At 66.3% G+C, this 26,319-nt stretch carries 26 protein-coding genes; 16 read left to right on the top strand and 10 right to left on the bottom strand.

Annotated elements, in window-relative coordinates:
* Window positions 1-60 precede the first annotated feature (60 nt).
* Complete coding sequence (mshC, locus tag KXD98_RS15250; RefSeq protein ID WP_260759221.1) at window positions 61-1,299, top strand: cysteine--1-D-myo-inosityl 2-amino-2-deoxy-alpha-D-glucopyranoside ligase; 1,239 nt, start codon at window positions 61-63, stop codon at window positions 1,297-1,299.
* A gap of 10 nt (window positions 1,300-1,309) precedes the next feature.
* Window positions 1,310-2,311 (top strand): patatin-like phospholipase family protein, encoded by a 1,002-nt coding sequence (locus KXD98_RS15245; protein WP_260759220.1) that lies wholly within the window; start codon window positions 1,310-1,312, stop codon window positions 2,309-2,311.
* A gap of 8 nt (window positions 2,312-2,319) precedes the next feature.
* Here KXD98_RS15245 and KXD98_RS15240 read toward each other — a convergent pair whose 3' ends face one another.
* Window positions 2,320-3,198, bottom strand: a complete 879-nt coding sequence (locus tag KXD98_RS15240; RefSeq protein WP_260759219.1) for a PAC2 family protein — start codon at window positions 3,196-3,198, stop codon at window positions 2,320-2,322.
* A gap of 221 nt (window positions 3,199-3,419) precedes the next feature.
* Here KXD98_RS15240 and metH point away from each other — a divergent pair, with 221 nt between their 5' ends.
* Window positions 3,420-7,235, top strand: a complete 3,816-nt coding sequence (gene metH, locus KXD98_RS15235; RefSeq protein WP_260759218.1) for a methionine synthase — start codon at window positions 3,420-3,422, stop codon at window positions 7,233-7,235.
* A 41-nt stretch (window positions 7,236-7,276) separates the two neighbouring features.
* Here the strand turns inward: metH and KXD98_RS15230 are convergent, their stop codons facing one another.
* Window positions 7,277-8,074: an SDR family oxidoreductase gene (locus tag KXD98_RS15230; RefSeq protein WP_260759217.1), complete on the bottom strand. Its 798-nt coding sequence runs from the start codon at window positions 8,072-8,074 to the stop codon at window positions 7,277-7,279.
* Between the two features lie 40 nt (window positions 8,075-8,114).
* Between KXD98_RS15230 and KXD98_RS15225 the strand changes: the two genes are divergently transcribed.
* The 11 genes from KXD98_RS15225 (at window position 8,115) to KXD98_RS15175 (ending at window position 18,012) form a co-directional block, all read left to right on the top strand.
* A complete protein-coding gene (locus KXD98_RS15225; RefSeq protein WP_260759215.1) occupies window positions 8,115-8,798 on the top strand; it encodes an HAD family phosphatase in 684 nt (227 codons plus the stop codon).
* Between the two features lie 58 nt (window positions 8,799-8,856).
* Window positions 8,857-10,320, top strand: coding sequence for a sugar porter family MFS transporter (locus KXD98_RS15220; protein WP_260759214.1), 1,464 nt, complete (start codon window positions 8,857-8,859; stop codon window positions 10,318-10,320).
* Window positions 10,321-10,360: 40 nt separating this feature from the next.
* Window positions 10,361-10,642, top strand: coding sequence for a phosphoribosyl-ATP diphosphatase (locus tag KXD98_RS15215; protein ID WP_260759213.1), 282 nt, complete (start codon window positions 10,361-10,363; stop codon window positions 10,640-10,642).
* A 1-nt stretch (window position 10,643) separates the two neighbouring features.
* Window positions 10,644-11,492: an ATP phosphoribosyltransferase gene (hisG, locus tag KXD98_RS15210; protein WP_260759212.1), complete on the top strand. Its 849-nt coding sequence runs from the start codon at window positions 10,644-10,646 to the stop codon at window positions 11,490-11,492.
* A 70-nt stretch (window positions 11,493-11,562) separates the two neighbouring features.
* Window positions 11,563-12,045 carry a DUF4126 family protein gene (locus KXD98_RS15205; protein WP_260759211.1) on the top strand — a complete coding sequence of 161 codons (483 nt, stop codon included), beginning with the start codon at window positions 11,563-11,565 and terminating at the stop codon, window positions 12,043-12,045.
* Window positions 12,046-12,054: 9 nt separating this feature from the next.
* Window positions 12,055-13,425 (top strand): FAD-containing oxidoreductase, encoded by a 1,371-nt coding sequence (locus tag KXD98_RS15200; RefSeq protein ID WP_260759210.1) that lies wholly within the window; start codon window positions 12,055-12,057, stop codon window positions 13,423-13,425.
* A gap of 68 nt (window positions 13,426-13,493) precedes the next feature.
* The gene (locus tag KXD98_RS15195) at window positions 13,494-14,180 is read left to right on the top strand and encodes a TetR/AcrR family transcriptional regulator (protein ID WP_260759209.1); all 687 of its coding nucleotides are present in this window, start codon (window positions 13,494-13,496) and stop codon (window positions 14,178-14,180) included.
* Window position 14,181: 1 nt separating this feature from the next.
* Window positions 14,182-15,120, top strand: coding sequence for a R2-like ligand-binding oxidase (locus KXD98_RS15190; RefSeq protein ID WP_260759208.1), 939 nt, complete (start codon window positions 14,182-14,184; stop codon window positions 15,118-15,120).
* Window positions 15,121-15,403: 283 nt separating this feature from the next.
* Entirely contained in the window at window positions 15,404-16,282 is an 879-nt protein-coding gene (locus KXD98_RS15185) for an SDR family NAD(P)-dependent oxidoreductase (RefSeq protein WP_260759207.1), read from the top strand.
* 26 nt (window positions 16,283-16,308) lie between these two features.
* Window positions 16,309-16,980: an alpha/beta hydrolase gene (locus KXD98_RS15180; RefSeq protein ID WP_260765210.1), complete on the top strand. Its 672-nt coding sequence runs from the start codon at window positions 16,309-16,311 to the stop codon at window positions 16,978-16,980.
* Window positions 16,981-17,082: 102 nt separating this feature from the next.
* Complete coding sequence (locus KXD98_RS15175) at window positions 17,083-18,012, top strand: TIGR03619 family F420-dependent LLM class oxidoreductase (protein ID WP_260759206.1); 930 nt, start codon at window positions 17,083-17,085, stop codon at window positions 18,010-18,012.
* 50 nt (window positions 18,013-18,062) lie between these two features.
* On the opposite strand, the gene KXD98_RS15170 is transcribed toward KXD98_RS15175, so the two are convergent.
* Genes KXD98_RS15170 through KXD98_RS15160 form a run of 3 tightly spaced genes read right to left on the bottom strand, consistent with a single transcriptional unit; the run spans window position 18,063 to window position 20,241 of the window.
* Entirely contained in the window at window positions 18,063-18,572 is a 510-nt protein-coding gene (locus tag KXD98_RS15170; RefSeq protein WP_260759205.1) for a DinB family protein, read from the bottom strand.
* A complete protein-coding gene (locus KXD98_RS15165) occupies window positions 18,569-19,366 on the bottom strand; it encodes a thioesterase family protein (protein ID WP_260759204.1) in 798 nt (265 codons plus the stop codon). Before KXD98_RS15165 ends, KXD98_RS15170 begins: the two co-directional genes overlap by 4 nt.
* On the bottom strand, window positions 19,363-20,241 hold the full coding sequence (locus KXD98_RS15160; protein WP_260759203.1) for a RecB family exonuclease: 879 nt from the start codon (window positions 20,239-20,241) through the stop codon (window positions 19,363-19,365). The genes KXD98_RS15165 and KXD98_RS15160 overlap by 4 nt, the downstream gene beginning before the upstream one ends.
* A gap of 74 nt (window positions 20,242-20,315) precedes the next feature.
* Here KXD98_RS15160 and KXD98_RS15155 point away from each other — a divergent pair, with 74 nt between their 5' ends.
* Window positions 20,316-21,152 carry a tRNA (adenine-N1)-methyltransferase gene (locus tag KXD98_RS15155; protein WP_260759202.1) on the top strand — a complete coding sequence of 279 codons (837 nt, stop codon included), beginning with the start codon at window positions 20,316-20,318 and terminating at the stop codon, window positions 21,150-21,152.
* Window positions 21,153-21,162: 10 nt separating this feature from the next.
* On the opposite strand, the gene KXD98_RS15150 is transcribed toward KXD98_RS15155, so the two are convergent.
* The 3 genes from KXD98_RS15150 to KXD98_RS15140 are packed head-to-tail and all read right to left on the bottom strand — an operon-like array spanning window position 21,163 to window position 22,549.
* A complete protein-coding gene (locus tag KXD98_RS15150; RefSeq protein WP_260759201.1) occupies window positions 21,163-21,456 on the bottom strand; it encodes a DUF503 domain-containing protein in 294 nt (97 codons plus the stop codon).
* A 1-nt stretch (window position 21,457) separates the two neighbouring features.
* Window positions 21,458-22,024 (bottom strand): hypothetical protein, encoded by a 567-nt coding sequence (locus tag KXD98_RS15145; protein WP_260759200.1) that lies wholly within the window; start codon window positions 22,022-22,024, stop codon window positions 21,458-21,460.
* A gap of 30 nt (window positions 22,025-22,054) precedes the next feature.
* Window positions 22,055-22,549 (bottom strand): hypothetical protein, encoded by a 495-nt coding sequence (locus KXD98_RS15140; RefSeq protein ID WP_260759199.1) that lies wholly within the window; start codon window positions 22,547-22,549, stop codon window positions 22,055-22,057.
* Between the two features lie 146 nt (window positions 22,550-22,695).
* Between KXD98_RS15140 and arc the strand changes: the two genes are divergently transcribed.
* Window positions 22,696-24,555 (top strand): proteasome ATPase, encoded by a 1,860-nt coding sequence (gene arc / locus KXD98_RS15135; protein ID WP_260759198.1) that lies wholly within the window; start codon window positions 22,696-22,698, stop codon window positions 24,553-24,555.
* On the opposite strand, the gene KXD98_RS15130 is transcribed toward arc, so the two are convergent.
* Entirely contained in the window at window positions 24,552-25,163 is a 612-nt protein-coding gene (locus tag KXD98_RS15130; protein ID WP_260759197.1) for a hypothetical protein, read from the bottom strand. The two genes, arc and KXD98_RS15130, sit on opposite strands and share 4 nt — an antisense overlap.
* Entirely contained in the window at window positions 25,163-26,305 is a 1,143-nt protein-coding gene (locus tag KXD98_RS15125) for a hypothetical protein (protein ID WP_260765209.1), read from the bottom strand. The genes KXD98_RS15130 and KXD98_RS15125 overlap by 1 nt, the downstream gene beginning before the upstream one ends.
* Window positions 26,306-26,319: the final 14 nt, after the last annotated feature.

Below are 26,319 nucleotides of genomic sequence, written 5' to 3'. Positions count from 1 at the left end.
AGTCGAGGAATGAAACAGCCGTCCGCGGTGTCACACACGGCGATGTCTAGAGTCGGGACTATGCAATCGTGGTCGGCGCCGAGTGTTCCGGTGCTGCCTGGGAAGGGTCCGCAGTTGCGGCTCTACGACAGTGCCGACCGGCAGATCCGGCCGGTCACCCCGGGCGCCACCGCCACCATGTACGTCTGCGGCATCACGCCCTATGACGCCACCCACCTGGGTCACGCGGCTACCTACCTGACCTTCGACCTGGTCCACCGGGTGCTGCTCGATCTCGGTCACCAGGTGCATTACGTACAGAACATCACCGACGTCGACGATCCGTTGTTCGAGCGCGCCCAACGCGACGGCATCGGCTGGCGCGAGCTCGCCGACCGGGAGACCGACCTGTTCCGCGAGGACATGGCGGCGATGCGGGTGATGCCGCCACACGACTACGTCGCCGCCACCGAGGCCGTCGCCGAGGTGATCGAGGTGGTCGAGAAGCTGCTGGCTGCGGGCGCCGCCTACGTCGTCGACGACCCGCAGTACCCCGACGTCTACTTCCACGCCGGGGCCACCGTGCAGTTCGGGTACGAGTCCGGCTACGACCGCGACACCATGCTGGAACTGTTCGCCGAACGTGGCGGTGACCCCGAGCGTCCGGGCAAGAGCGACCCGCTCGACGCCCTGCTGTGGCGCTCGGCGCGCCCCGACGAACCCAGCTGGCCGTCACCTTTCGGACCGGGCAGACCAGGTTGGCACGTCGAATGCGCCGCGATCGCGCTCAGCCGTATCGGGACCGGTCTGGACATCCAGGGCGGCGGGAGCGACCTGATTTTTCCGCATCATGAATTCTCGGCCGCCCACGCCGAGTGCGTCACCGGTGAGCGGCGCTTCGCCCGGCATTACGTGCACGCCGGCATGATCGGCTGGGACGGCCACAAGATGTCGAAGAGCCGCGGAAACCTGGTGCTGGTCTCAGCGCTGCGCCGCGACGGCGTGGACCCCTCGGCGGTGCGCCTCGGTCTGCTGGCCGGGCACTACCGCGAGGATCGCTTCTGGAGTCCCGACGTGCTCGATGACGCCAACCGCCGGCTGCACCGCTGGCGCAGCGCCACCGCACTGACCGGCGCACCCGACGCCGGCGATCTGGTGGCGCGGGTGCGCCGCTACCTCGCCGATGACCTGGACACTCCCAAAGCGCTTGCCGCCGTTGATGGTTGGACCACCGACGCGTTGTCCTACGGCGGCCACGACGAGACAGCGGGCGCGACGGTCGCCACCGCGGTCGACGCGCTGCTCGGTGTGCAGTTGTAAGGGCACTCGCGTGGCACATCATCAGGCTGATCTGGTGCTCTCCGGTGGGGGAGTCAAAGGTATCGGCCTGGTCGGTGCGGCGGCCGCCCTCGTCGAGGCCGGCTACCGGCCCCGGCGCATCTCCGGAACCTCGGCGGGAGCGCTGGTCGGTGCGGTGCTGGCGGCGGCCACCCGCAGCGGAGCGCTGTCGGTGACACAGCTGACCGAGCTCGCTATGGGGCTGGACTACCGCGAATTCCTCGACCCCGGCCCGGTGGAACGGCTGCCGCTGATCGGACCGGCGTGGGGGGCACTCAGCGGTGGCGGCATCTACCGCGGCGATGCGTTGCGGCGGTGGGTCGCCGACCGCCTTGCCGAGTTCGGCGTGACGACCTTCGCCGATCTGGCTCTCGACGACCCGACCCTGCCGCCGGAGCAGCGCTACCGGCTGGTGGTCACCGTGGCCGATGTGACGCTGGGTCAGCTCGTGCGGCTGCCGTGGGACTACCAGCGGATCTACGGCCTCGACCCGGATGAGCAGTCGATCGCCGATGCGGTGCGCGCCTCGACCGCAATCCCGTTCTTCTACCGTCCCGAGGAGCTGACCAGCGCCGACGGCCGAACGTCACGGCTGGTCGACGGCGGGTTGCTGTCGAACTTCCCGATCGACTCGCTGGACCGCACCGACGGCGAAAGCCCCCGGTGGCCGACTTTCGGGATCACGCTGCTGCCCGACCTGCCGGCCGAGAACGCCGCGGTGATCCCGGCGCTGCATCCACTGCACGTGTTCGGACCGACCCTCCTCGAACAGGTGGTGACCACGATCCTGGTCGGCCGCGACCAGGCCCACCTGAATCAACCGTGGGTCAGTGCCCGCACGGTGCGCGTCGACACCAGTTCGGTCGGCGTGCTGAACTTCGACCTGTCCGAGCAGGACAAGCGCAGCCTCTACGGGAAAGGCTGGGAGGCCGCCGAGGAGTTCCTGACCAGCTGGGACTGGGACGACTATCTGAGCCGCTTCCGCCAGCGGTAGGCCGACCCTCACCGTCCGCGACGGCGCAGGTAGCGTTCGAACTCCGCAGCCAATGCATCCCCGTCGATCTTGCCCATCGCCTCGTTGACGTCGATTTCCGCGTCGCCGCGCTCCTCGAGCGACTGCACGTATTCGGCAATCTCGTCATCCTCGGCGGTCATCTCGCTGACTGCCTGTTCCCACTCCTCGGCCTGCGCGGGCAGGTCGGCCAGCGGTACCTCGACGTCAAGAACGTCCTCCACCCGTCGTAACAGCGCGACGGTCGCCTTGGGGCTGGGTGGCTGCGAGACATAGTGCGGCACCGCCGCCCAGAACGTCACCGCCGGAATCCCGGCTTGCACGCAAGCGTCCTGGAACACCCCGGCGATTCCGGTGGGCCCCTCGTAGCGGGTCTCCTCGAGCCCGAACGTCTTGGCCGAGTCCGACGAGTACGCCGAGCCCGACACCGGCACCGGCCTGGTGTGCGGGGTATCGGCCAGTAACGCCCCCAGGATGACCACGGTCTGGACGTTGAGCTTGTCGGCGATGGCCAGCAGCTCCGCGCAGAAGGTGCGCCAACGCATGTTGGGTTCCACGCCGTGCATCAGCACGATGTCACGGTCAGAGCCTGGCGGACGGCAGTACGCGATGCGCATCGACGGCCAGACCAATTCACGAGTGACCCCGTCGACCTGGCGGATCACCGGCCGATTGACCTGGTAGTCGTAGTAGGCCTCGTCGTCGATCTCCACGATCGTCTCGGCATGCCAGATGGCGTCGAGGTGTTCGAGCGCGTCGCTGGCGGCATCACCTGCGTCGTTCCAGCCCTCGAACGCCGCCACGACGATGGTGTCGCGCAGATCGGGCAGGTCGGATCGCTTCGGACCACGGAAATCCGAGGGGGTCACAATGCCAGCGTAAGCCCTGGGCGGGTCCTGCGACGGGCATCAACCCGCCACCGGAATCGATCGCGACCCGTCGTGGTTGAGAGAATGAACCGCAGCCGGTTGGGCGTCCCTGACGTTGATCGAGTGAGCACGTAGACTTTCGTGGTCGAGAGGCGTTGCAACGGTGCCGGGTCATTGCCGGTAGCCGCCACGCTCGGCAGAGTCAAGGACGCCTTCCTCTCATGGAAGGAGCGCACGTGAACGCCGTCGAGTCGAACACCTCAGGGTCGACCACCTTCGTGCCGAACATCCGCCCCGACTGCACCGACGAACTCACCGCCGCGCTGCGCCAGCGGATCGTGGTGATCGACGGCGCGATGGGCACGGCGATTCAACGCGACCGCCCCGACGAAGCCGGTTACCGGGGCGAGCGATTCAAGGACTGGCCGAGCGATCTGGTCGGCAACAACGACCTGCTCAACCTGACGCAGCCGCACATCATCGAGGGAATCCACCGCGAGTACCTCCAGGCCGGCGCCGACATCCTGGAGACCAACACGTTCAACGCGAACGCGATCTCGATGTCCGACTACGACATGGCCGAACTGAGCTACGAGCTGAACTATGTCGGCGCTGCCCTGGCGCGGGCGGCATGCGACGAGTTCAGCACCCCGGACAAGCCCCGCTACGTGGCCGGCACCCTCGGCCCGACCACCCGCACCGCGTCGATCTCTCCGGACGTCAACGACCCCGGTGCCCGCAACGTCTCCTACGATCAATTGGTCGCCGCCTACCTCGAGGCAGCCAACGGCCTGGTCGACGGTGGTTCCGACATCATTCTCATCGAGACGATCTTCGATTCGCTCAACGCCAAAGCCGCGGTGTTCGCCGTGGAGACGTTGTTCGAAAACCGTGGACGTCGTTGGCCGGTGATCATCTCCGGCACCATCACCGATGCGTCCGGACGGACGTTGTCCGGCCAGGTCACCGAAGCGTTCTGGAATGCGATCAGGCACGCCAAGCCGATCGCGGTGGGCCTGAACTGCGCGCTGGGGGCACCAGAGATGCGGCCCTACATCGCCGAGATGGCGCGGATCGCGGACACCTTCGTCTCCTGCTACCCGAACGCCGGACTGCCCAATGCCTTCGGTGAGTACGACGAGTCCCCGCAGCGCCAGGCCGGCTACATCGCCGAGTTCGCCGAGGCCGGCCTGGTCAACCTGGTTGGTGGGTGCTGCGGGACGGCACCACCGCACATCGCCGAGATCGCCAAGGTCGTCGAGGGCAAGCCGCCCCGCAAGCTGCCCGAGATTCCGGTGGCCACCCGGCTGTCGGGCCTGGAGCCGCTCAACATCACCGACGATTCGCTGTTCGTCAACATCGGTGAGCGCACCAACATCACCGGTTCCGCCCGGTTCCGCAACCTGATCAAGGCCGAGGACTACGACACTGCGTTGTCGGTTGCCCTCCAGCAGGTCGAGGTCGGTGCCCAGGTCATCGACATCAACATGGACGAGGGCATGATCGACGGCGTCGCCGCGATGGACCGGTTCACCAAGCTGATCGCGGCCGAGCCGGACATCAGCCGGGTCCCGGTGATGATCGACTCGTCGAAATGGGAGGTCATCGAGGCAGGCCTGAAGAACGTGCAAGGCAAGCCGATCGTCAACTCGATCTCGCTGAAGGAGGGCGAGGAGAAGTTCATCCGGGAGGCCCAGCTGTGCCGCAAGTACGGTGCCGCGGTCGTCGTGATGGCCTTCGACGAGCAAGGGCAGGCCGACAACCTGGAGCGCCGCAAGGAGATCTGCGGGCGCGCCTACCGGATCCTGACCGAAGAGGTCGGCTTCCCGGCCGAGGACATCATTTTCGACCCCAACTGCTTCGCGCTGGCCACGGGCATCGAGGAGCACGCGACCTACGGCATCGACTTCATCGAGGCCTGTGCCTGGATCAAGGAGAACCTGCCCGGGGTGCACATCTCCGGCGGTATCTCCAACGTGTCGTTCTCCTTCCGTGGCAACAACCCGGTGCGCGAAGCGATCCACGCGGTGTTCCTGTTCCACGCGATCAAAGCCGGTCTGGACATGGGCATCGTCAATGCCGGCGCGCTGGTGCCTTACGACTCGATCGACCCCGAGCTGCGGGACCGCATCGAGGACGTCGTGCTGAACCGTCGCGACGATGCCGCCGAGCGCCTGCTGGAGATCGCCGAGAGGTTCAATACGAAGAACTCGGGCGAAGTCGAGGACAAAGCTGCGGCCCAGTGGCGCAGCCTGCCGGTCCGCGAGCGGATCACCCACGCGCTGGTCAAGGGCATCGACGCCCATGTCGACGACGACACCGAGGAATTGCGAGCCGAGATCGCCGCCGCCGGTGGCCGGCCGATCGAGGTGATCGAGGGTCCGCTGATGGACGGCATGAACGTCGTCGGTGACCTGTTCGGTGCGGGAAAGATGTTCCTGCCACAGGTGGTGAAGTCGGCCCGGGTGATGAAGAAGGCCGTGGCGTACCTGCTGCCCTACATCGAGGCGGAGAAAGAAGAGCTCGCGGCCGCCGGGGCGAGCGCAGCGACGGGAAATGAAAAAGCTGCGAAGGACACCAACGGCACGATCATCATGGCGACGGTGAAGGGCGATGTCCACGACATCGGCAAGAACATTGTCGGGGTTGTGTTGCAGTGCAACAACTTCGAAGTGATCGACCTCGGTGTGATGGTGCCCGCACAGAAGATCCTGGACGCGGCCAAGGAGCACGACGCCGATATCATCGGGCTGTCGGGCCTGATCACCCCGTCACTGGACGAGATGGTCAATTTCGCCGTCGAGATGGAACGCGAAGGCTTGGAGATCCCGCTGCTGATCGGCGGTGCGACCACCTCGCGCGCGCACACGGCGGTGAAGGTGGCGCCGCGTCGTAGCGGTCCGGTGGTCTGGGTCAAGGACGCGTCGCGGTCGGTTCCGGTCGCCGCCGCGTTGCTCGATGAGCGGCAGCGCGGTTCCCTGCTGGAGGCAACTGCGAAGGACTACGCGTCGCTGCGCGAACGGCACGCTCAGAAGAACGAGCGGCCGATGTTGACGCTGGAGAAGGCGCGCGCGAACAGGACGCCGATCGAGTGGGAGGGCTACGTTCCGCCGGTGCCCGCCCAGGGGCTCGGTGTTCGGGAATTCGAGGACTACGACCTTGCCGAACTACGCGAATACATCGATTGGCAACCGTTTTTCAACGCTTGGGAGATGAAGGGCCGTTTTCCCGACATCCTCAACAACCCGGCCTCGGGCGAGACTGCGCGCAAGCTCTATGACGACGCCCAGGAGATGCTCGACACTCTGATCAAGGAGAAGTGGCTGACCGCCAACGGGGTGATCGGGTTCTTCCCCGCCAACGCGGTGGGAGACGACGTCGAGGTCTACACCGATGAGACCCGAACCCAGGTGCTGACGACCTTGCACAACCTGCGTCAGCAGGGTCAGCACCGCGACGGCATTCCCAACCGGTCCCTGGGTGATTACGTCGCACCCAAAGACACCGGTCTGGCCGACTATGTCGGAGCCTTCGCCGTCACTGCCGGGCTCGGCAGCCACGACAAGATCGCCGAATTCAAAGCGGCGCACGACGACTACAACGCGATCCTGCTGGAATCGCTGGCCGACCGGCTGGCCGAGGCTTTCGCCGAACGGATGCACCAACGGGTCCGCAAGGAGTTCTGGGGATACCAGCCCGACGAGCAACTGGACAACGAGGCGCTCATCGGTGAGAAGTACGTGGGAATCCGTCCGGCCCCGGGCTACCCGGCCTGCCCGGAGCACACCGAGAAGGCGACGCTGTTCGACTTGATGGACGTCAAGGAGCGGACCGGTATCGAGTTGACCGAGTCGATGGCGATGTGGCCCGGTGCCGCCGTCAGCGGCTGGTACTTCTCGCATCCGCAATCGCAGTACTTCGTGGTCGGCCGGCTGGCCCAGGACCAGGTCGCCGACTACGCCAGGCGCAAGGGCTGGACCCTGGTCGAGGCCGAACGCTGGCTGGCTCCTAACCTCGGCTACAACCCGGAGGACTGAGCGCGACGTTGTCCAGCCGGCTCAGTCGCCTGCGGGGGCTGTCAGGTGAACAACTCGGCGTTGCGCGCAGCCCACTGCGCCACTGATTCGGCGGGTGTCCCGGTGAGCTCGGCGACGAGGCCGTTGGCCTGTTGGGCAGGGCCGTCGGCCATCAGGTCCAGGTACCAGCCGGCCTGGTCGCCCATGATCGGTCGCAGTGCCTGCTCGGCTTCCTCGCGGCTGCACGTCTGGAATGCGACGTCGACGCCGATGCCTACGCCGATCTGCTCGGCTATCTGCGCACGGGTGAGCGCTTGGGGACCGGTGAGCTCATACATCTGGCCGAAGTGCGTCTGTTCGGGCCTGACCAGAAGTGCCGCGGCCACTCGCGCGATGTCGTCCATCGAAATCGGCGCCTGGACGACATCGGGGTAGGGTTCCCGCACGGTGCGCGCGGCCTTGATCGGCTCAGCCCACATGCCGAAGTTCTCCAGAAACTCACCGGGCCCGAGTTGGGTGTTGACCAGGCCTGACGCGGCGATCGTATCGGCGTGTTGTTGCCAATGCGCGCCTCCGGACAGCGCCACGATGTACCCGACTCCGGCTTGTCCGGCGAGCTCGAGGGTGGTGTCCAACGTCGAGGGCAGTGGTGCCAGATACATCGACGCCACGCCTTCCAGCGCCGCAGGCAGCGAGTCCGGGTCACCGAGGTAACCCGTGATCGCCGTCACACCGTCGGGCAGGTTTGCCCTGGCGGGGTCCTTCGTCAGTGCTCGGATATCGTTGGCGCCCAAGTCGATCAGGTAGTTGACGACGAGACGGCCGATGTTTCCAGTTGCTCCGGTGACGAGGATGGTCATGATTTGACGCTAGCCGAACCCGCCGACGACAATCGAAGCCATGAGAGCAGTGCTGTTCGACATGGATGGCACGCTCGTCGACTCCGAAAAGCTGTGGGACGTCTCGCTGGCTGCGCTGTACGAGAAGTACGGCAGCACGCTCTCGGCAGACATCCGTACCGCACTGGTGGGTAGTTCAGCCGAGAACACTGTGCGCACCGTCTTCGCCGACCTCGGTCTGGACCCCGATCCGGCGGCGATGGCGGTCGAGAGTCGGTGGTTGCATGACTACACCGCCGACCTGTTCGACGGCGGCCTTCCCTGGTGTGAAGGCGCCAGAGAACTCTTGGAAGTGCTTGCTGCCGAACGGACCCCGATGGCGTTGGTCACCAACACCCAGCGGTTTTTGACCGACCGCGCGCTGAACAGCATTGGCAGGCATTACTTCTCGGTGACGGTGTGTGGGGACGAGGTGCCCTTGGGTAAACCTGCGCCCGACCCGTATCTGCGGGCAGCGCAGCTGCTGGGGCTGTCACCCGAAGCGTGTCTGGCCGTGGAGGACTCGGTCACCGGTGCTGCGGCAGCCGAGAGAGCCGGGTGCCCGGTGCTGGTAGTTCCCAACGACGTGCCGGTGCCGCAGGGACCGCGGCGACGTCATATCGGATCGCTCGGCGCGCTCGATGCCGCCGCGCTGCGGGCAGTCCATGCCGCGCTGAGCCTGGAGTTCGGCGAACGAACCGCGTGAGGCCCACCGCGGTGCTTCAATAAGTGACTCGGGTCACAGCACCGCGGAAGGGGTCGAGATGGCAACCGACGGCGCGATCGAATCTTCCGGCGGGGCTGAGTACGAATCGGAGTACATCACCGGACGGGTGGTCCGGGTCGCCGGCGTCGCCGCCCTCGGTGGGTTTTTGTTCGGCTACGACAGCGCAGTGATCAACGGCGCCGTGTCGGCTGTCCAGGACCACTTCGAAGTCGACAATGCCACCCTCGGCTTCGCCGTCGCGTCGGCGCTGCTGGGCTGTGTGCTCGGGGCGCTGACCGCGGGCCGCCTCGCCGATCGCATCGGCCGGTTGCAGGTCATGCGCATCGCCGCGCTGCTGTTCCTGGTCAGCGCCCTGGTCACCGGGCTGGCCAACGACATCTGGCTGTTGGTGGCCTTCCGGATCGTGGGTGGCGTCGCGGTCGGCATCGCCTCGGTGATCGCCCCGGCCTACATCGCCGAGACGGCACCGCCGAATATCCGGGGCAGGCTGGGCTCGCTGCAGCAGTTGGCAATCGTCACCGGGATCTTCCTGGCGCTGGCCATCGACTTCTTGCTCGCGCACCTGGCCGGCGGTTCGCGGGAGGAACTGTGGCTGGGGCTGGAAGCCTGGCGCTGGATGTTCCTGGCCGAGGCCATCCCGGCCGTCGCGTACGGCCTGCTGGCGTACACCATTCCCGAGTCGCCCCGTTATCTGGTGGCCAGATACCGGATCCCCGAGGCCCGGCGCGTGCTGTCGATGCTGCTGGGGGAGAAGAACCTGGAAATCACGATCACCCGCATCCAGGAGTCGCTGCAGGCCGAAAAACCGCCGTCGTGGCGAGATCTGCGCAAACCGACCGGCGGGCTCTACGGCATCGTCTGGGTCGGCCTGGGCCTGTCGATCTTCCAGCAGTTCGTCGGCATCAACGTGATCTTCTACTACTCGAATGTGTTGTGGGAGGCGGTCGGTTTCGACGAGAGTCAGGCGTTCTTGATCACCGTGATCACCTCGGTGACCAACATCGTGACCACGCTCATCGCGATCGCCCTGATCGACAAGATCGGCCGGAAACCGTTGCTGCTGATCGGTTCCAGCGGCATGGCGCTGACCCTGGGCACCATGGCGGTCATCTTCGGCACGGCGCCGCAGGTCGGCGGCCAGCCTCAGCTGGACGGTGCCGCAGGACCGATCGCGCTGATCGCCGCCAACCTCTTCGTGGTGGCGTTCGGCATGTCCTGGGGACCGGTGGTGTGGGTGCTGCTGGGCGAGATGTTCCCGAACCGGATCCGGGCCGCAGCACTGGGCCTGGCTGCCGCCGGGCAGTGGATGGCCAACTGGGCGATCACCGTCACCTTCCCGGGGCTTCGCGACGTGCTCGGCGCCGCCTACGGTTTCTACGCGCTGTGCGCGGTGCTGTCCTTCCTGTTCGTGTGGAAATGGGTGGAGGAGACCAAAGGCAAGCACCTTGAGGACATGCACCGCGAGGTCCTGCACTACGGAAGCCATCCCGCCCCGAACTGACTTGTCCCGGGCAAACCGGCGTGACCGCGGGCTGCCAGGCATGACACAATCGCCTGCCGTGAAGACCTTCGATGCGTTGTTCGCCGAACTCAGTGAGCGCGCGCGCACCCGTCCTGCCGGAAGCGGCACCGTGGCCGCGTTGGACGGCGGTGTACACGGTATCGGCAAGAAGATCCTGGAGGAGGCCGGCGAGGTCTGGCTGGCCGCCGAGCACGAAAGCGACGAAGATCTCGCCGAGGAGATCAGCCAGCTGCTGTACTGGACGCAGGTGCTGATGCTTTCACGCGGGCTCACCCTCGACGACGTCTACGGGAAGTTGTGACATGTTGCGTGTTGCTGTTCCCAACAAGGGCACGCTCAGTGAACCCGCCTCGGCCATCCTGTCGGAGGCGGGCTATCGCCGTCGCACCGACACCAAGGACCTGACCGTGGTGGACCCGGCCAACGGAGTCGAGTTCTTCTTCCTGCGGCCCAAGGACATCGCGATCTACGTCGGTTCGGGGCAGCTGGACTTCGGCATCACCGGACGCGACCTGGCCTGGGAATCCGACGCGCCGGTCCGCGAGCGGTTGGCGCTGGGCTTCGGATCGTCGACGTTTCGCTATGCGGCGCCTGCCGGGCAGGACTGGAGCGTCAACGACCTCGACGGCAAGCGCATCGCCACAGCTTTTCCCAACCTGGTGCGGAAAGACCTGGCCGCCAACGGAGTCGATGCCACAGTGATCAGACTCGATGGGGCCGTGGAGATCTCGGTGGCACTCGGGGTTGCCGACGCGATCGCCGATGTCGTCGGTTCGGGACGCACCCTGGGTCTGCACAACCTGGTGGCCTTCGGCGAGCCGCTCTGTGATTCCGAAGCGGTGCTGATCGAGCAGGACGGAGCCGAGAACAATGCAGCCGCGCGCGACCAACTGGCCGCCCGGGTACAGGGTGTGGTCTTCGGCCAGAAGTACCTGATGTTGGACTATGACTGTCCCCGAACGGTTCTCAACAGGGCCATCGAGGTGACACCGGGGCTGGAGTCGCCGACGATCGCCCCCCTGGCCGATGAGGCGTGGGTGGCGGTGCGCGCGCTGGTGCCGCGCCGCGAGGTGAACTCGATCATGGACGAGCTGGCCGCCATCGGCGCCAAGGCGATCCTGGCCACCGACATCCGGTTCTGTCGCTTTTAGATCGACAGGCGCACACGACACCGGCCTGCGTGTTAGCGTCCGGGTGATCATTCACCGCCCGGAGGTCCTCTTGACCCAGGTACTCGTTCTGATATTGGCGTTGCTCATCGGTGTCATTGCCGGGTTGCGGGCGATGACCGCACCTGCGGTCGTGGCCTGGGGCACGATGTTCGGCTGGATCGACGTCGGCGACAAGTGGTCGGAGTGGATGGCCCACCCGATCACCGTCACGGTACTGACGATCTTCTTGCTGGCCGAGCTGGTCACCGACCAGTTACCCAACACGCCCAGTCGTCGCGTGCCCGCGCAGTTCATCGCCCGGCTGCTCAGCGGTGGCTTCGCGGGGGCGGTGATCGGCAGCGCCTTCTTCCACACCTTCATCGGCGCCGGTGCCGGCATCGTCGGCGCGGTCCTGGGCACGTTGGCCGGAGCCGAGTTACGCCGACGATTGGCCGAGCGCAACAACGGCAGAGACCGACCGGGCGCGATCGGAGAAGATGTCATCGCCGTCGGCGGGGCCTTCCTGGTCGTGTTCCTGGTCAGCCTCGTCTAGGCCGCGACGATGACACAGCATTTCGACGCCATCATCGTGGGCGCCGGGCAGGCCGGACCGCCGCTGGCCGGACGGCTCACCGCCGCCGGTCACAACGTCGCGGTCATCGAACGCAAACTCGTCGGCGGTACGTGCGTGAACTACGGCTGCATCCCGACCAAGACGATGATCGCCAGTGCGCACGCCGCCCACCTGGCGCGGCGCGGAGCCGATTACGGGGTGGGCACCGGACCGGTCGCCGTGGACATGGCCGCGGTCAAGGCGCGCAAAGACCGCATCAGCGGAGGCAACCGTGAGGACGTCGAATCGTGGTTGGAGGGCATGGACGGCGCGACCCTGATCCGCGGCCATGCCCGCTTCATCGACCCGCATACGCTGCGCGTCGATGAGCAGGTGCTGCAGGCCGATCGCATCTTCCTCAACGTCGGTGGGCGCGCCGTCGTCCCAGACCTACCGGGGCTCGACGACGTCGACTACCTGACCAACACCGGAATCTTGAACCTCGACGTGGTGCCCGAGCATCTGGTCGTCATCGGTGGCAGTTACATCGCTTTGGAGTTCGCCCAGATGTACCGCCGTTTCGGAGCGGAGGTCACCGTCATCGAGAAGGGCGCCCGGCTGACCTCACGCGAGGACCCCGATGTCGCCGCGGCGATCCGCGACATCCTGCAGGCCGAGGGCATCCAGGTCGTCGTCGGCGCCGACGACATCCGGATCACCAAGCAGGACAACGGTTTCACGCTCACTCCGAGCCGCAACGCCGACCCGGTCACCGGCACCCACCTGCTGGTGGCGGTGGGGCGGCGACCCAACACCGACGACCTCGGTCTGGACGCGGCCGGCGTCCAGACCGACGGCCGGGGTTACATCGTCGTTGATGACCACTTGCGCACCAGTGTCGAGCACATCTGGGCGATGGGCGACTGCAACGGACGCGGCGCCTTCACCCACACCTCCTACAACGATTTCGAGATCGTCGCCGCCAACTTGCTCGACGATGACCCGCGCCGGGTCAGCGACCGCATCACCACCTACGCGCTCTATATCGACCCGCCGCTGGGCCGTGCCGGCATGAGTGTCGACGACGTGCGCCGATCGGGTCGGAAGGCGCTGGTGGCCACCCGGCCGATGACGCGTGTCGGGCGCGCGGTGGAGAAAGGTGAGACCCACGGGTTCATGAAGGTCCTCGTGGACGCGGAGACCGAGCAGATCCTCGGGGCGGCGATCCTGGGTGTCGGCGGCGACGAGGTGGTCCACACGCTGCTCGACGTGATGACCGCCGGACTGCCCTATACCGCGATCTCGCGCACCATGCACATCCATCCGACCGTGAGTGAACTGCTGCCCACCCTGCTGCAGGATCTCAAGCCGCTGGAGTGACGCCGGCCCCTTGACTGTGTCGCGCATCACAGTAATATGACCAGTGGTCATATTGTGTGGGAGGCGTGATGCCGACGGTGACATGGTCGAGGCTCGGCGCCGAACGCCGCGACGCCGTCGTCGCCGCCGCGGAAGCCGAATTCGCCACGCACGGCTTCTCCGCGGGCAGTCTCAATGTCATCGCGCGCCGGGCCGGTGTCGCCAAGGGCAGCCTGTTCCAGTACTTCGCGGACAAGCGAGATCTCTACGCCTACATCACCGAGATCGGTAGCCAGCGCGTGCGGTACCACATGGAGGAGCAGATCCGCCGGCTCGACCCGAGTCGGCCGTTCTTCGACTTCCTGACCGATCTGCTCGACGTGTGGGTGGCCTACTACGCAGAGCATCCGCGCGACCGGTCGCTGCATGCCGCCGCCAGCTTCGAGGTCGATACCGACGCCCGGGTCAGCGTGCGCGCCGTCGTGCACCGCCACTATCTGGAGGTGCTCCGGCCGCTGGTCTCCGACGCGCGGGCGCGCGGCGATCTGCGCCGGGATGCCGACGTCGACGCGTTGCTGTCGCTCCTGCTGATGCTCCTACCGCACCTGGCGTTGGCGCCCTATGTGCGTGGAATGGACCCCGTGCTTGGACTCGACGAGCTGTCGCCCGATCAGCCGGCCCTCGTCGTACGACGGTATGTCGCCGTGCTGGCCGCCGCATTCGCTCCGGTCACCCACCGATCCCTGAACCCCCGACTCACCCAAGGAGAACCCTGAGATGAACAGAACACGTTCGGACTCGCTGGCCGCCGGCGGCCTCAACTGGAACAGCCTGCCGCTGCGGTTGTTCGCCGGCGGCAACGCCAAGTTCTGGGACCCCGCCGACATCGACTTCTCCCGCGACCGCGCCGATTGGGAGTCGCTGTCGGATCTCGAGCGCGACTGGGCCACCCGGTTGTGTGCGGAGTTCATCGCCGGCGAGGAAGCGGTGACTCAGGATATCCAGCCGTTCATGGCGGCGATGCGGGCCGAGGGCCGCCTCGGCGACGAGATGTATCTGACCCAGTTCGCGTTCGAAGAAGCCAAACACACCCAGGTCTTCCGGATGTGGCTCGACGCCGTCGGCATCACCGGTGACCTTCAGGGCTATCTCGACGACCTGCCCGCCTACCGGCAGATGTTCTACGAGGAACTGCCGGCCTCGCTCGACGCGTTGGCCATCGACCCGTCACCGGCGGCACAGGTCCGCGCATCGGTCACCTACAACCACGTCATCGAAGGGATGATGGCGTTGACGGGATACTATGCGTGGCACCGGATCTGCGTGGATCGCGGCATCCTGCCCGGGATGCAGGAACTGGTGCGCCGGATCGGTGACGACGAACGGCGGCACATGGCGTGGGGCACATTCACCTGCCGGCGTCACGTCGCCGCCGACGAGGCCAACTGGGCGGTGTTCGAAACCCGGATGAACGAGTTGATCCCGCTGGCACTGAAGAACACCGACGACGCGTTCGCCCTCTACGACGAGATCCCGTTCGGCTTGACGAGGGAGGAGTTCCAGCAGTACGCCGCAGACAAGGGCATGCGCCGCTTCGGCACCATCGGAAGTGCACGCGGGCGCCCGCTGGGCGAGATCGATCTGGACTACTCGCCGCTGCATCTGGAGGACACCTTCGCCGACGAAGACCGAAAAGCACTGGCGGCAATGGGCTAACGGCCTGACCCCTCGGCTCGGCATCAGCGCTGGGCTGCAGCGGACCGATCGACCTCGGCAGCGTCGTCGCGCCTCCGGAGGTCTCTCGTGGCACCCGACCTGCCACAACGCTTTGGAAAGGGGCCGTGCTGGCGCCGTTTCATGTCGTCGGCCCTGCGTTCTCGGTGATGAAGAACGCGCGCCGCCTGAGCTGCTTTTCGCTCGAAGAGTGCCCGCCCGGCATTAAGATCATGCATTCTCATGTTTAAGAATTAATGATCTCGCTCGTGGAAAGTGGCGTTTGATGATCGATTTCAGCGGAAAGATTGTCGTGGTGACCGGGGGCGCGGCCGGGATAGGGCGGGCGACGGTGCGTCGATTCGCCGAACTCGGAGCCGCGGTGGCCGTTCTGGACGTCAATGCCGGCCTCGTGTCGGATCTGCGCGCCGAACTCGGCCCCGGCTCCTTGGTCGTTCAGGGCGACGCGACGGACCCGGCCGATGTAGCCGCGCTGGCCGCAGCCGTCGGCGACCGCTTCGGCAAGCTGGACATCCTCGTCAACAATGTCGGCCACTTCGTGACACGCCCCACCAGGTTCGAGAAGCTCAGCGACGAGCAGATCGACGAGGTGTACCGGATCAATCTCAAGCACGTCTTCCTTGTCACACGCGCTATGCTGCCGCTCCTGCGGGAAGCGGGCCAGGGCTCCAGCATCACCACGGTGTCGTCGATCGAGGGTTTCCGCGGAATACCGGGTTTCGCCGTGTACGGCGCGTTCAAGGCGGCGGTCACCGGGTTCACGATGAGCCTGGCGCTGGAACTTGGCCCTGACGGAATTCGGGTCAACGCGGTGGCGCCCGAAACGACTGACACCGCACAAGTTCCACTCGACCAGATGATCCACCCGACCCAGCGCCACAACATCCCACATTGGATTCCGTTGGGCCGCTTCGGTACACCAGACGACATCGCAGGATGCGTCCTGTTCTTGGCCAGCCCGCTTGCATCATGGGTGTCCGGAACAGTGGTACACGCCGATGGCGGCGCACTGGCTGCTGCCGGCTGGTATCGGGACGACCGTGGCAAATGGACCAACATGCCCGTCATCAAAGGCAGCGGCGCTACTGCGGGGCGCGAGTATGTGAACAGCACCCCGCAGGCCAACACACCCTCCTCGCTGTGACGGTATTTGCGCTGCTGCACGGTGGCATGCACAGAGGGTGGTGCTGGGAAGCTGTCGAGGTGGAACTCAGGCGGCACGGCCATTGCACAGTGGCGCCGGATCTTCCGGTGGACGACGACTCGGCGGGCGCTCTGCAGTGGGCCCGGTTGGCAGACAAAGCGATCGGCAACGTAATTGGCGATTCTTCCAACGACGTGGTGGTGGTCGGCCACTCGATAGCCGGTCTGTGCTTGCCGGTACTGGCAACGCTGCGGCCGGTGAGCCGGATGATCTTTATCGGCGGGTTGCTACCAGAGCCGGGAATATCCTTTGCCGAACACCTTGCCGCCCATCCCGATGCGATCACCTTCCCGGAACCACGAACAGGCGGCACCGGGCCTTTCGGACTGACATGGGAGTCGGTTCGCGATGGCTTTTACCACGACTGTCCTGAAGTGGTCGGCCGACGTGCATTCCATGAGATGCGTCACCAGTCGTTCGCGGTCTTGCTCGAGACCTGCCCGATCGCTGACTGGCCGCAGACCCCGTCGACCTACATCCTCCTGCGCGAAGACCGAACGGTCGGTGCGGAGTGGGCGCGCCGCAACGCTGTCGAACGCATCGGGGCCGACCTGGTCGAGATGGACGGCGGACATTCACCGTTCTTCTCCCGGCCCGCCGAGCTGGCAGAATCTCTGGCCCGAATCGGTGCCGGCTAGCGAGCTTCAGGCATCGTCACGGCATCTGGCAGAAACCCTCCGCCGAGGCCGCTGCCGCAACCGCAACTGTGAATCCGTGGGGCAGACCGTCAGGAGTGTGCAGTGACATATCCGCAGCTGTCGATGTATCTGCCGGTGTTCAGCGCGGAGCCGACCTTCAACTGGCCCGCGACGCTGGCGCTTGCGCGTGCGATGGACACTGCCGGAATCGACCGGGTCGCGGTTTCCGACCACGTGGTGTTCGGTGAGAATACCGATGCCTACGGTGACCCCAGCGTCGGTGGCACTGTCGGCGGCGTTCAACCGACCGGACCCGACGGCGCATGGCTCGAGCCGCTCAGCGTGCTCAGTGCGATTGCGGCATCGACTTCCCGGATTCGACTCAGCACGGCCGTTCTCCTGGCGGCTCTGCGCCGCCCGACGGTGCTGGCCAAACAACTCGCGACTCTGGACGTGATTTCCGGTGGGCGTCTTGATGTCGGGGTCGGTGTCGGCTGGCAGCGCGAAGAGTACGAGGCGTGCGGCCTTCCGTTTGACCGCCGTGGGGCCCTGCTCGACCACACGCTGGACGTGTGCCGGACCTTGTGGACCCAGCGGCGCGCTTCCTATGAGTCGGTCGTGTTGTCGTTCGATGGCATCCACCAGATGCCGAAACCAGTTCAGGCTGGGGGGCTTCCACTGTGGATCAGCGGTACGGTGAACAGAGCCGTCGCGCGCAGGATTGCGAGGTTCGGTGTCGGCTGGATCCCCTGGGGTTCGGCGTTGGGTGATTTGCCCAGCGCGATCTCGGAGATGAAGGAGGCCGTGCGCGAGGCCGGCGGCAATCCGACCGGGTTGCAGGTCCAGGGCGGTACGCGGGTGGTCAAGAGCGGTGCCGGTATCGACTACGACGCCACCCTCGAGCCTGTTGCGGCGTTGGTCGCTGCAGGGGTCACCGACTTCAGGATGCCGCTCCGCGTTCCCGAACGGTACGACGAGGCGGTCGTGTTCTTGACACAGTTCGTCGACGCATTCCGGACCGCCACGCGCTGAGATGAGCCGGCGGGGCGCCGGCGTCGACGGCGTGACCCATCGGCTCGGCGTCAGTGCGCGGCGCGCAACAGACGCAGCTGTCCCAGCTCCGCGGCGTTCTTCGTCAGCTCCACGGTCACCCACAGCGCGGTGTCGGCGACCGTGCGACCAGCCTCTGGGCCCCACGGGAAGTTCGTGGCCGCTCCCAGAGTCTCCTCATTGTTGTCGGCCAATAACTTTCGCCACCGATCTGCCAGCTCGCGAATTCGCGCGACCGCCGTTGCGCCTTCACCGGCCCACGACACCTCGGACGGTCCACGCATCGCACCACCGGTCATCGCGGCGATAGCTGAGCTCCACCAGAAGTCGATGTGCCAGGTCAGCCACCCGATCGTGGGTACCGGTAGCGGATCAGGCTCGATCTCGGCGAAATCCGCTCGCCAGATGCCGTCGTCATCGCGCCGCACCGTCCAGCACAGTGGTGCGGGCTCCCAGAGAAAGTCGTCCTCGGCCAGCGCAGCGAGATGAAGGTCAGTCAGCGCCCAGGCCAGCTCGAACTGGTGTCGCACTGCGTTGATCACGGCAGGCGCTGCACGAGCAACGTCTGCGTGCAGGTGCCGACGAAGCCGTCGCGGTCGAAGATCTCGGCCGTGGTCAGCCCGATGCCGTCCGGACCGATGGAGCCCAGCGCGCGCAGCCCGAAGTCCTCACCTTCGGGCAGCCGATGCAGGTGCACCACGGTGTCGGTGTTCATGAACACGAACTGCTGCGGGTCCAGCGCGGCGCCGATACCGTTGGCCGAGTCCACCACCATCGCCAGGCGTTGCAGCGTTGTTGTCGGCTCCGAATCCACCAGCCGTACAAGCGGACTCATCCACACCTCGGCCGCGGCGCCTGCTGGGGTAAATTGCTTGCGCCAGCTCACCGTTTCCAGATAGCCGTGCGCTCCGGTCCAGGCGTGGGACAGCCCTGTCTCGGGGCCCTCCACCAGCGGTGCGTAGCGCGCGGTGGCCACCTCGCGAGTGTCGCTGGGTGCCAGCAGCCATGCGCTGACGCGGGCCACCGCGCGTCGGCTCCCGTCGGGACGTTCGATGACCATCTCGGCCACCATCAGCGAGATCCGCGTCCCTGGACGCTCCACCCAGGCCCGGACGCGCACCGGCGCAACCGGTATCGCGCCCAGGATGTCGAGCGCCAGGCGCCCGACCCGCAACCCGGTCCCGCCGGCCAGTTCCTCGATCGCTTTGGTCAGCAGGGCCAGCGGAGGTGAACCGTGCTGGATCTGGGGATCCCAGTTGCTGCGGGTTCCATCGGTGGACGCAAAGAGGTGTTCGTCACCGTCGCGATCCACGCGGTGATACAGACAATCGATCACGCTGCGGACTCAGTCACTTCGAGCACCGCATCAGGGTCGCCCTCGTCGGGCACCTCAGGCCACCCCGGGTAGGGCGGGGGAGTGCCGCCGAAAGCCGGGCACAATGCCCGGTGGGCGCACCAGTCGCACAGCCGTGACTGGTTGGGCCGGAAGTCGCCACTGACACCAGCTGACTGAATGGCCCGCCAAATCGCCATCAAGGTCTTCTCGAAGCGGAGCAATTCGTCATGGGCGGGGGCGTAATCCAAGACCTGACCGTCGGCCAGATACAGCAGCCGTAGCTGCGCGGGCAGCACGCCGCGGGAGCGCAGCAGCGCGACCGCATAGAACTTCATCTGAAACATCGCCTTGAACTCGGCCAGCGCCCGCGCTTCCGGTGGTGCTTTTCCGGTCTTGTAGTCGACGACCCTTACCTCGCCGGTGGCAGCAACGTCGATGCGATCGACGAACCCGCGCAACAGCGTGCCGTCGGACAGTTCGACCTCGATGCGTTGCTCGCAGCTGTCGGGATCGAACCGGGTCGGATCCTCCAGCCGGTAGTAGCCGGACAGCAGCGTGCGGGCCTGCTCGAGCAGTTCCTCGCGCAGTGCGGGGTCGATGTCCTGCGCCAGCGCCGGCTGTTCGGCCAGCACCCGCTCCCACGCCGGCGTCACCAGAGACAGCGCCGCCTCGGGGTGTCGCTGCGCGGCGGGCAGTGTGTAGAGCTGCTCGAGTGCGGCGTGCACCACCGAACCTCGGACCTGAGCAGCCGACGCCGGTTCTGGCAGCCGGTCGATCGCGCGAAACCGATACAGCAGCGGACATTGCTTGAAGTCGCTGGCTCTCGACGGCGACAGCGCGGGCCGCCGCACCGGATGTCGCGTCGGTTCGGTCATGAGCTCACCATAGGACCGGGCTCGGACAACCCCGAATACCCACAGCGGCGCGTCTGGTGGCAGGCTGAGCTGCTGTGCCCAAGTACGCCGCGACCGGTCCGTTTGCCGTCGGCGACCGTGTCCAGCTCACCGATGCCAAGGGCCGGCGCTACACGATGCTGCTCAAGCCCGGTGGTGAGTTCCACACCCACCGCGGCATCATCGCCCTCGACGAGGTGGTCGGGCTGCCCGAGGGCAGTGTGATCCGTTCGTCCAACGGTGATCAGTTCCTGGTGTTGCGACCGCTCCTGGTCGACTATGTGATGTCGATGCCGCGTGGCGCCCAGGTCGTCTACCCCAAGGATGCCGCGCAGATCGTGCACGAAGGCGACATCTTTCCCGGTGCCCGGGTTCTGGAGGCGGGTGCCGGTTCTGGTGCACTGACCTGTTCGCTGCTGCGGGCTGTGGGTCCCGAGGGTTCGGTGACGTCCTACGAGGTGCGTGAAGACCACGCCGAACACGCGGTGCGCAATGTCGAGACGTTTTTCGGTGAGCGGCCGCACAACTGGCACCTGGTCATCGGCGACCTCGCCGAACACACCGGCGGTGAGGTGGACCGCGTGGTTCTGGACATGCTCGCACCATGGGAGGTCCTGGGGCCGGTGAGTAACGCTGTGGTTGCCGGCGGCGTGCTGATCATCTATGTCGCGACGGTCACCCAGCTGTCCCGGACGGTCGAGGCGCTGCGCGAGCAACAGTGCTGGACGGAACCTCGCGCCTGGGAAAGCATGCAGCGCGGCTGGCACGTGGTGGGTCTGGCGGTCCGCCCGGAGCATTCGATGCGCGGTCACACGGCATTTCTGATCAGTGCCCGCAAGCTGGCGCCCGGCGCGGTGGCCCCCGTTCCGCTGCGGCGCAAACGCCAGGTCTGACGACAACGTCTCAGTCGTCGCTGCGTGACAGTCCGCGACGCACCGACAACAGTTCGATCTCCGGTCGCGCGGCCACCAGTCGTTCGGCGGCGTCCAGAACCTCCACGACATGGGCGCGGTCCCCGGCGACGCCGGCCACCCCGATGCCGGCGCGGCGGTGCAGGTCGGTGTGGCCCACTTCGGCAGCGGACACGCTGAACCGGCGGCGCAACTCGGCGACGATGGGCCGCACCACCGAGCGCTTCTGCTTCAGCGAATGCACGTCACCGAGCAACAGGTCGAACTCCAGCCAACCGATCCACATGTCAGCGCGGTGGCGTGCCAGGGTCCGACCCCGTCTCGGGTTCCAACTGGAGGAGCTGATCAGCTGACCGCCTGGTCAGCTGCCACCCCTGGGCGCCCCGGGCAAACTCCATCGGATAGGTGAACGAGCCGTTGTCGGGGTTGGCGGTGGTGACCACCACGGTGGCCACCACATGACCCGGCTCGTTCGTCGACCACGCCAGGTCGCGGGCTTCGAAGGTCAGCGGCAGCGCGGCGTTGTCGCGCAGCGCAGTGCCGAATCGGTCCAACGCGTCGGCTTCAGCGTCCGAGGCACCTTCGACCAGTGCGACTTTCTCGGCTCCGGGTACTGCGGGATCGGCCAACCGGCTCATGACGTCGGTCAGCATGCCGGCGGCCGGCAGCGGAGGACCGCCCGGAGCAGGTCGAGACGGTGCGGGCAGACCCACCGAGGGCGCGGGAGAGGTCTCCACCGACGCCGGTCCCGCAGGTAACGACGAGTCCCCCGCGGAGGTGCAACCGCTGACAATGAGCGCCGCCACCAGGGTGGCGGCGCTCAGCGACGAAACGATGCGACGCGCCCGAGGCATCTGTGGATCTGGTGAGGAAGCGCCCGCCGTCTAACCGACCGAGGTCATCAGCGCCATGGCCGACTGCTTGGACAGCTGCCAGCCGGTCGGGCTCGGGCCGGCGACGAAGGTCAGCGGCTGGCTGGCCACCTCACCGGACGGCGCGGTGGCGGTGACCAGGGCGGTGACGACCGGACCGTTCTGATCGATGTTGTCGATGGCGAAGCTGAGCGGGAAGTAACCCCTGGCCGCGGCATTGTTGTAGCCCCGGTCGGCCAGGCGGGCCTCGACGGCGCCGAGACCGCCCTGCACGTAGCTGGACTTGGCGCCGGTGAAGGTTCCCGGCCCCTGCAGTCCCGACAGCGTCGCGACCAACGGACCCTGCAGGTCAGGGGCCGGAGCGGCGGGAACGGGAGCAATGACGGCCGGGCTCGCTCCAGCGGTACCGGGTGCGGCTGCAATAGAGGTCACACCCGCAGCGGCGCCCAGCACGAATGCGGTTGCCACCCCAGCGGTCAGGCTGGTAACGAGGGTTTTCAGGGTCACGGCTGTCCTTCCGTTCGGCCGAATGATCTTCAGAGGTTAACAGTGGTGCAGGTGTGTCGAATTCCTAGACCGCACACAATGACTGAATCGCCGGTAGCTTTGAAGTTGTTACTGCACCAACATCCGGTGTGGGAAAGGAGCGCAATATGAGTGAGTCCGAGCGTTCTGAGGCCTCTGGAGTCTTTGGAGCATCCCCCGACAACGACCTGCCCCATGGGCTGTCCAGCGAAGATGCGGCGGAACTGGAACAGCTGCGCCGCGAGGCGGCCATGCTCCGCGAGCAGCTGGAGAACAGCGTAGGCCCGCAGAGCGGATTGCGCAGCGCCCGCGATGTGCACCAGCTCGAAGCGCGGATCGACTCACTTGCCGCCCGCAACGCCAAACTGATGGACACCCTCAAAGAAGCGCGCCAGCAGTTGCTGGCCCTGCGCGAGGAAGTCGACCGGCTCGGGCAGCCGCCCAGCGGCTACGGAGTGCTGCTCGCGGTGCAGGAGGATGACACCGTCGATGTGTTCACCTCGGGGCGCAAGATGCGCCTCACCTGCTCGCCCAACATCGACACGTCGTTGCTCAAGCAGGGGCAGACCGTGCGCCTCAACGAGGCGCTGACGGTCGTCGAGGCCGGCAATTTCGAGGCGGTCGGCGAGATCAGCACACTGCGCGAGATTCTCTCGGACGGGCACCGCGCGCTGGTGGTCGGACACGCCGACGAGGAGCGCATCGTGTGGCTGGCCGAGCCGCTGGTGGCCGCCGAGGATCTCCCCGAGGAGGCATACGCCGACGCGGACGATCTGACCGACGACCGTCCGCGCAAGCTCCGGCCCGGTGACTCGCTGCTGGTCGACACCAAGGCCGGATATGCGTTCGAACGCATCCCCAAGGCCGAGGTCGAGGATCTCGTGCTGGAGGAGGTGCCCGACGTCGCCTACCACGACATCGGCGGGCTGACCCGGCAGATCGAGCAGATCCGCGATGCGGTGGAACTGCCGTTCCTGCACAAAGAGCTCTACCGCGAGTACTCGCTGCGCCCGCCCAAGGGTGTTCTGCTCTACGGTCCGCCGGGTTGCGGAAAGACGCTGATCGCCAAGGCGGTGGCCAACTCGCTGGCCAAGAAGATGGCTGAGGTCCGTGGCGACGACGCCCGCGAGGCCAAGAGCTACTTCCTCAACATCAAGGGTCCCGAGCTGCTGAACAAGTTCGTCGGCGAAACCGAGCGGCACATTCGGTTGATCTTCCAGCGCGCCCGCGAGAAGGCCTCGGAGGGCACCCCGGTCATCGTGTTCTTCGACGAGATGGACTCCATCTTCCGCACCCGCGGAACCGGCGTCAGCTCCGATGTGGAGACGACCGTCGTGCCGCAGTTGCTCTCGGAGATCGACGGCGTCGAGGGGTTGGAGAACGTCATCGTCATCGGTGCCTCCAACCGCGAGGACATGATTGACCCCGCGATCCTGCGGCCCGGCCGACTGGACGTCAAGATCAAGATCGAGCGGCCGGACGCCGAGGCGGCACAGGACATCTTCAGCAAGTACTTGACCGAAGAGCTGCCGGTGCATGCCGGTGACCTCGCCGAGTTCGGCGGCGACCGCGCGGCGTGCATCAAGGGCATGATCGAAAAGGTTGTCGAGCGGATGTACGCCGAGATCGACGACAACCGCTTCCTCGAGGTGACCTACGCCAACGGTGACAAAGAGGTGATGTACTTCAAGGACTTCAACTCTGGCGCGATGATCCAGAACGTGGTGGACCGGGCCAAGAAGTACGCCATCAAGTCGGTGTTGGAGACCGGTCAGAGGGGCCTGTGCATCCAGCATCTGCTCGACTCGATTGTCGACGAGTTCGCCGAGAACGAGGATCTGCCCAACACCACCAATCCCGACGACTGGGCGCGCATCTCCGGCAAGAAGGGTGAGCGGATCGTCTACATCCGCACGCTGGTCACCGGTAAGAGTTCCTCGGCCAGCCGGGCTATCGACACCGAGTCGAACCTCGGCCAGTACCTCTAACCGGTCAGCAGCGAATAGCTGTTGGTCAGGTTGTCCTGCAGCACCTGCGCGGGCTGATCGGTGGTGTCGATGCGCAGGACCTCATCGAGCACCCGAGAGCGGTAGGTCCAGCCCTCGGGCAGGGCCAACCGGGCGCCCAGGCCGGCGAGGTCGGCGTAACCCAGCGCGGAGTCGACGAGCTGGCTCCACGTCTGCATGACCCAGCGGCTGCCGTCGGGGTCGGCCAGCTCGAACACCGGCTTGCCCGCATCGAACACGAACACCGCGTGGCGTTCGACCGTGTTGGGCAGATAGGGCGCTGGGCTCATCGACGTGAGCGCGACAGTGGCCTGCCGGATCATGTCGATGCCACCGAAGGTCGCGATGACGCGTTCGCCCATGTCCTTCTCGATGTTGTCCATCAGCCAGTAGCGCGGGCCGTTGAGGATCACCGCGAGTACGCCGTGCTCTTTGGCCAGCGCCTCCGGGTTCAGGCGCGACCACAGCTCGGCCGGACAGTCGTTGAGGGGGTAGGTGTTGTACACCGTGGCGTGCGGTGTGTCCTGGGCCTGCCCGCCGCTGATCAGCAGAACCTCGCCGTACCGCTTGCCGCGCATCGAATCGGTCATCAGCTGCGTGCCTCCAGTTCGAGATAAGCGTCGCGGCCGGCCAGGCTGACCGCGACATCAGTGATCAGCGGTTCGAAGAACCGCTGACGGTACATCGGATCGACGCTGGTGCTCACGGTGAAATACAGCCCGGAAAGCACGGCGACGAACAGCGACATGTGGACGAACGTCTGCGCAATCGGGATATGGACGCCGAACCATGTTCCCGCGCAGGGGGGTTGGCCGACTGCGCACCCCTGCTCGCCGGACCACAGAACGGCCACGTCATCGGGCACCGCGACCACCCCCAGTGCCAGGAAGAAGGCGAACAGGCCCGCCGTGAACAACACGACCTGGATCGCCTGAGCCACCACCATCACCGCGACCACATTGACCTGCTCGGCCGGCGATAGTGGTGGAGAGGTCGCGGCGGTGACCCCGCGCGACTGCAGTGGCGTCCCGGCGAGCAACTCGTCGGGATCCGACTGCATCGAGCGGCCCTGACGCAATGCGCGGACCTCGTCGCGGATGGTGGCGACCATGAACACCAGCGCCACCGCGCTCAAGAACCCGATCGTCTGCCAGAGCCGCTCCCGGCTCATCCGGGCCGACAGTTGCCACAGCTCGCCGGTGAAGTAGACGAGCACCGTCAACATCAACAGCGGCAGGGCCCTGCTCATCAATGTTCCCAGCGCGCCGAGCTGGACCCAGGCAAACCGGAACGCCCACAGCGCGATGGAGCCGAAACCGAGATAGGTCAGCCAGATCGCGGTGAGCGAGATGACGACGAAGACGGGGGCTTCGGCGGCCGCTGAGCTCGACCACCCGCTGACGGTCAATGGCATCACCACCACGAAAATGGTCATCACCAGGACCGCCGCCCAGCGACGCAGCACCTCGCCGCCTCGAGTGCCCGACCGGTGCAAAAGTTCCAGTGCGAAGGGCGCGGCGAGCAGCACGACGGCGATGATGGCCAGGCGGGCGGCGTACCCGTAATCGGGCGACGGGCCGGTTACGTCGGCCAGCAGCATCGTCACCGCGGTCAGCGCGCCCACAGCGCTGATCATCGGCGCGGAGCGCTGCACCAGCTTGCGGGCGCGCACCCGGCGGGTCAGCACCAGCGGCAGGCCGCGATGCAAAAACCACTGGTGGACCTGTCGCATGTCCGACACGCCGA

The sequence above is a fragment of the Mycobacterium sp. SMC-4 genome (assembly GCF_025263265.1).
Classification (GTDB): Bacteria; Actinomycetota; Actinomycetes; order Mycobacteriales; family Mycobacteriaceae; genus Mycobacterium.
The sequence above is the reverse complement of the archived record's forward strand: the minus strand, read 5'-3'. Positions and strand labels throughout refer to the sequence as shown.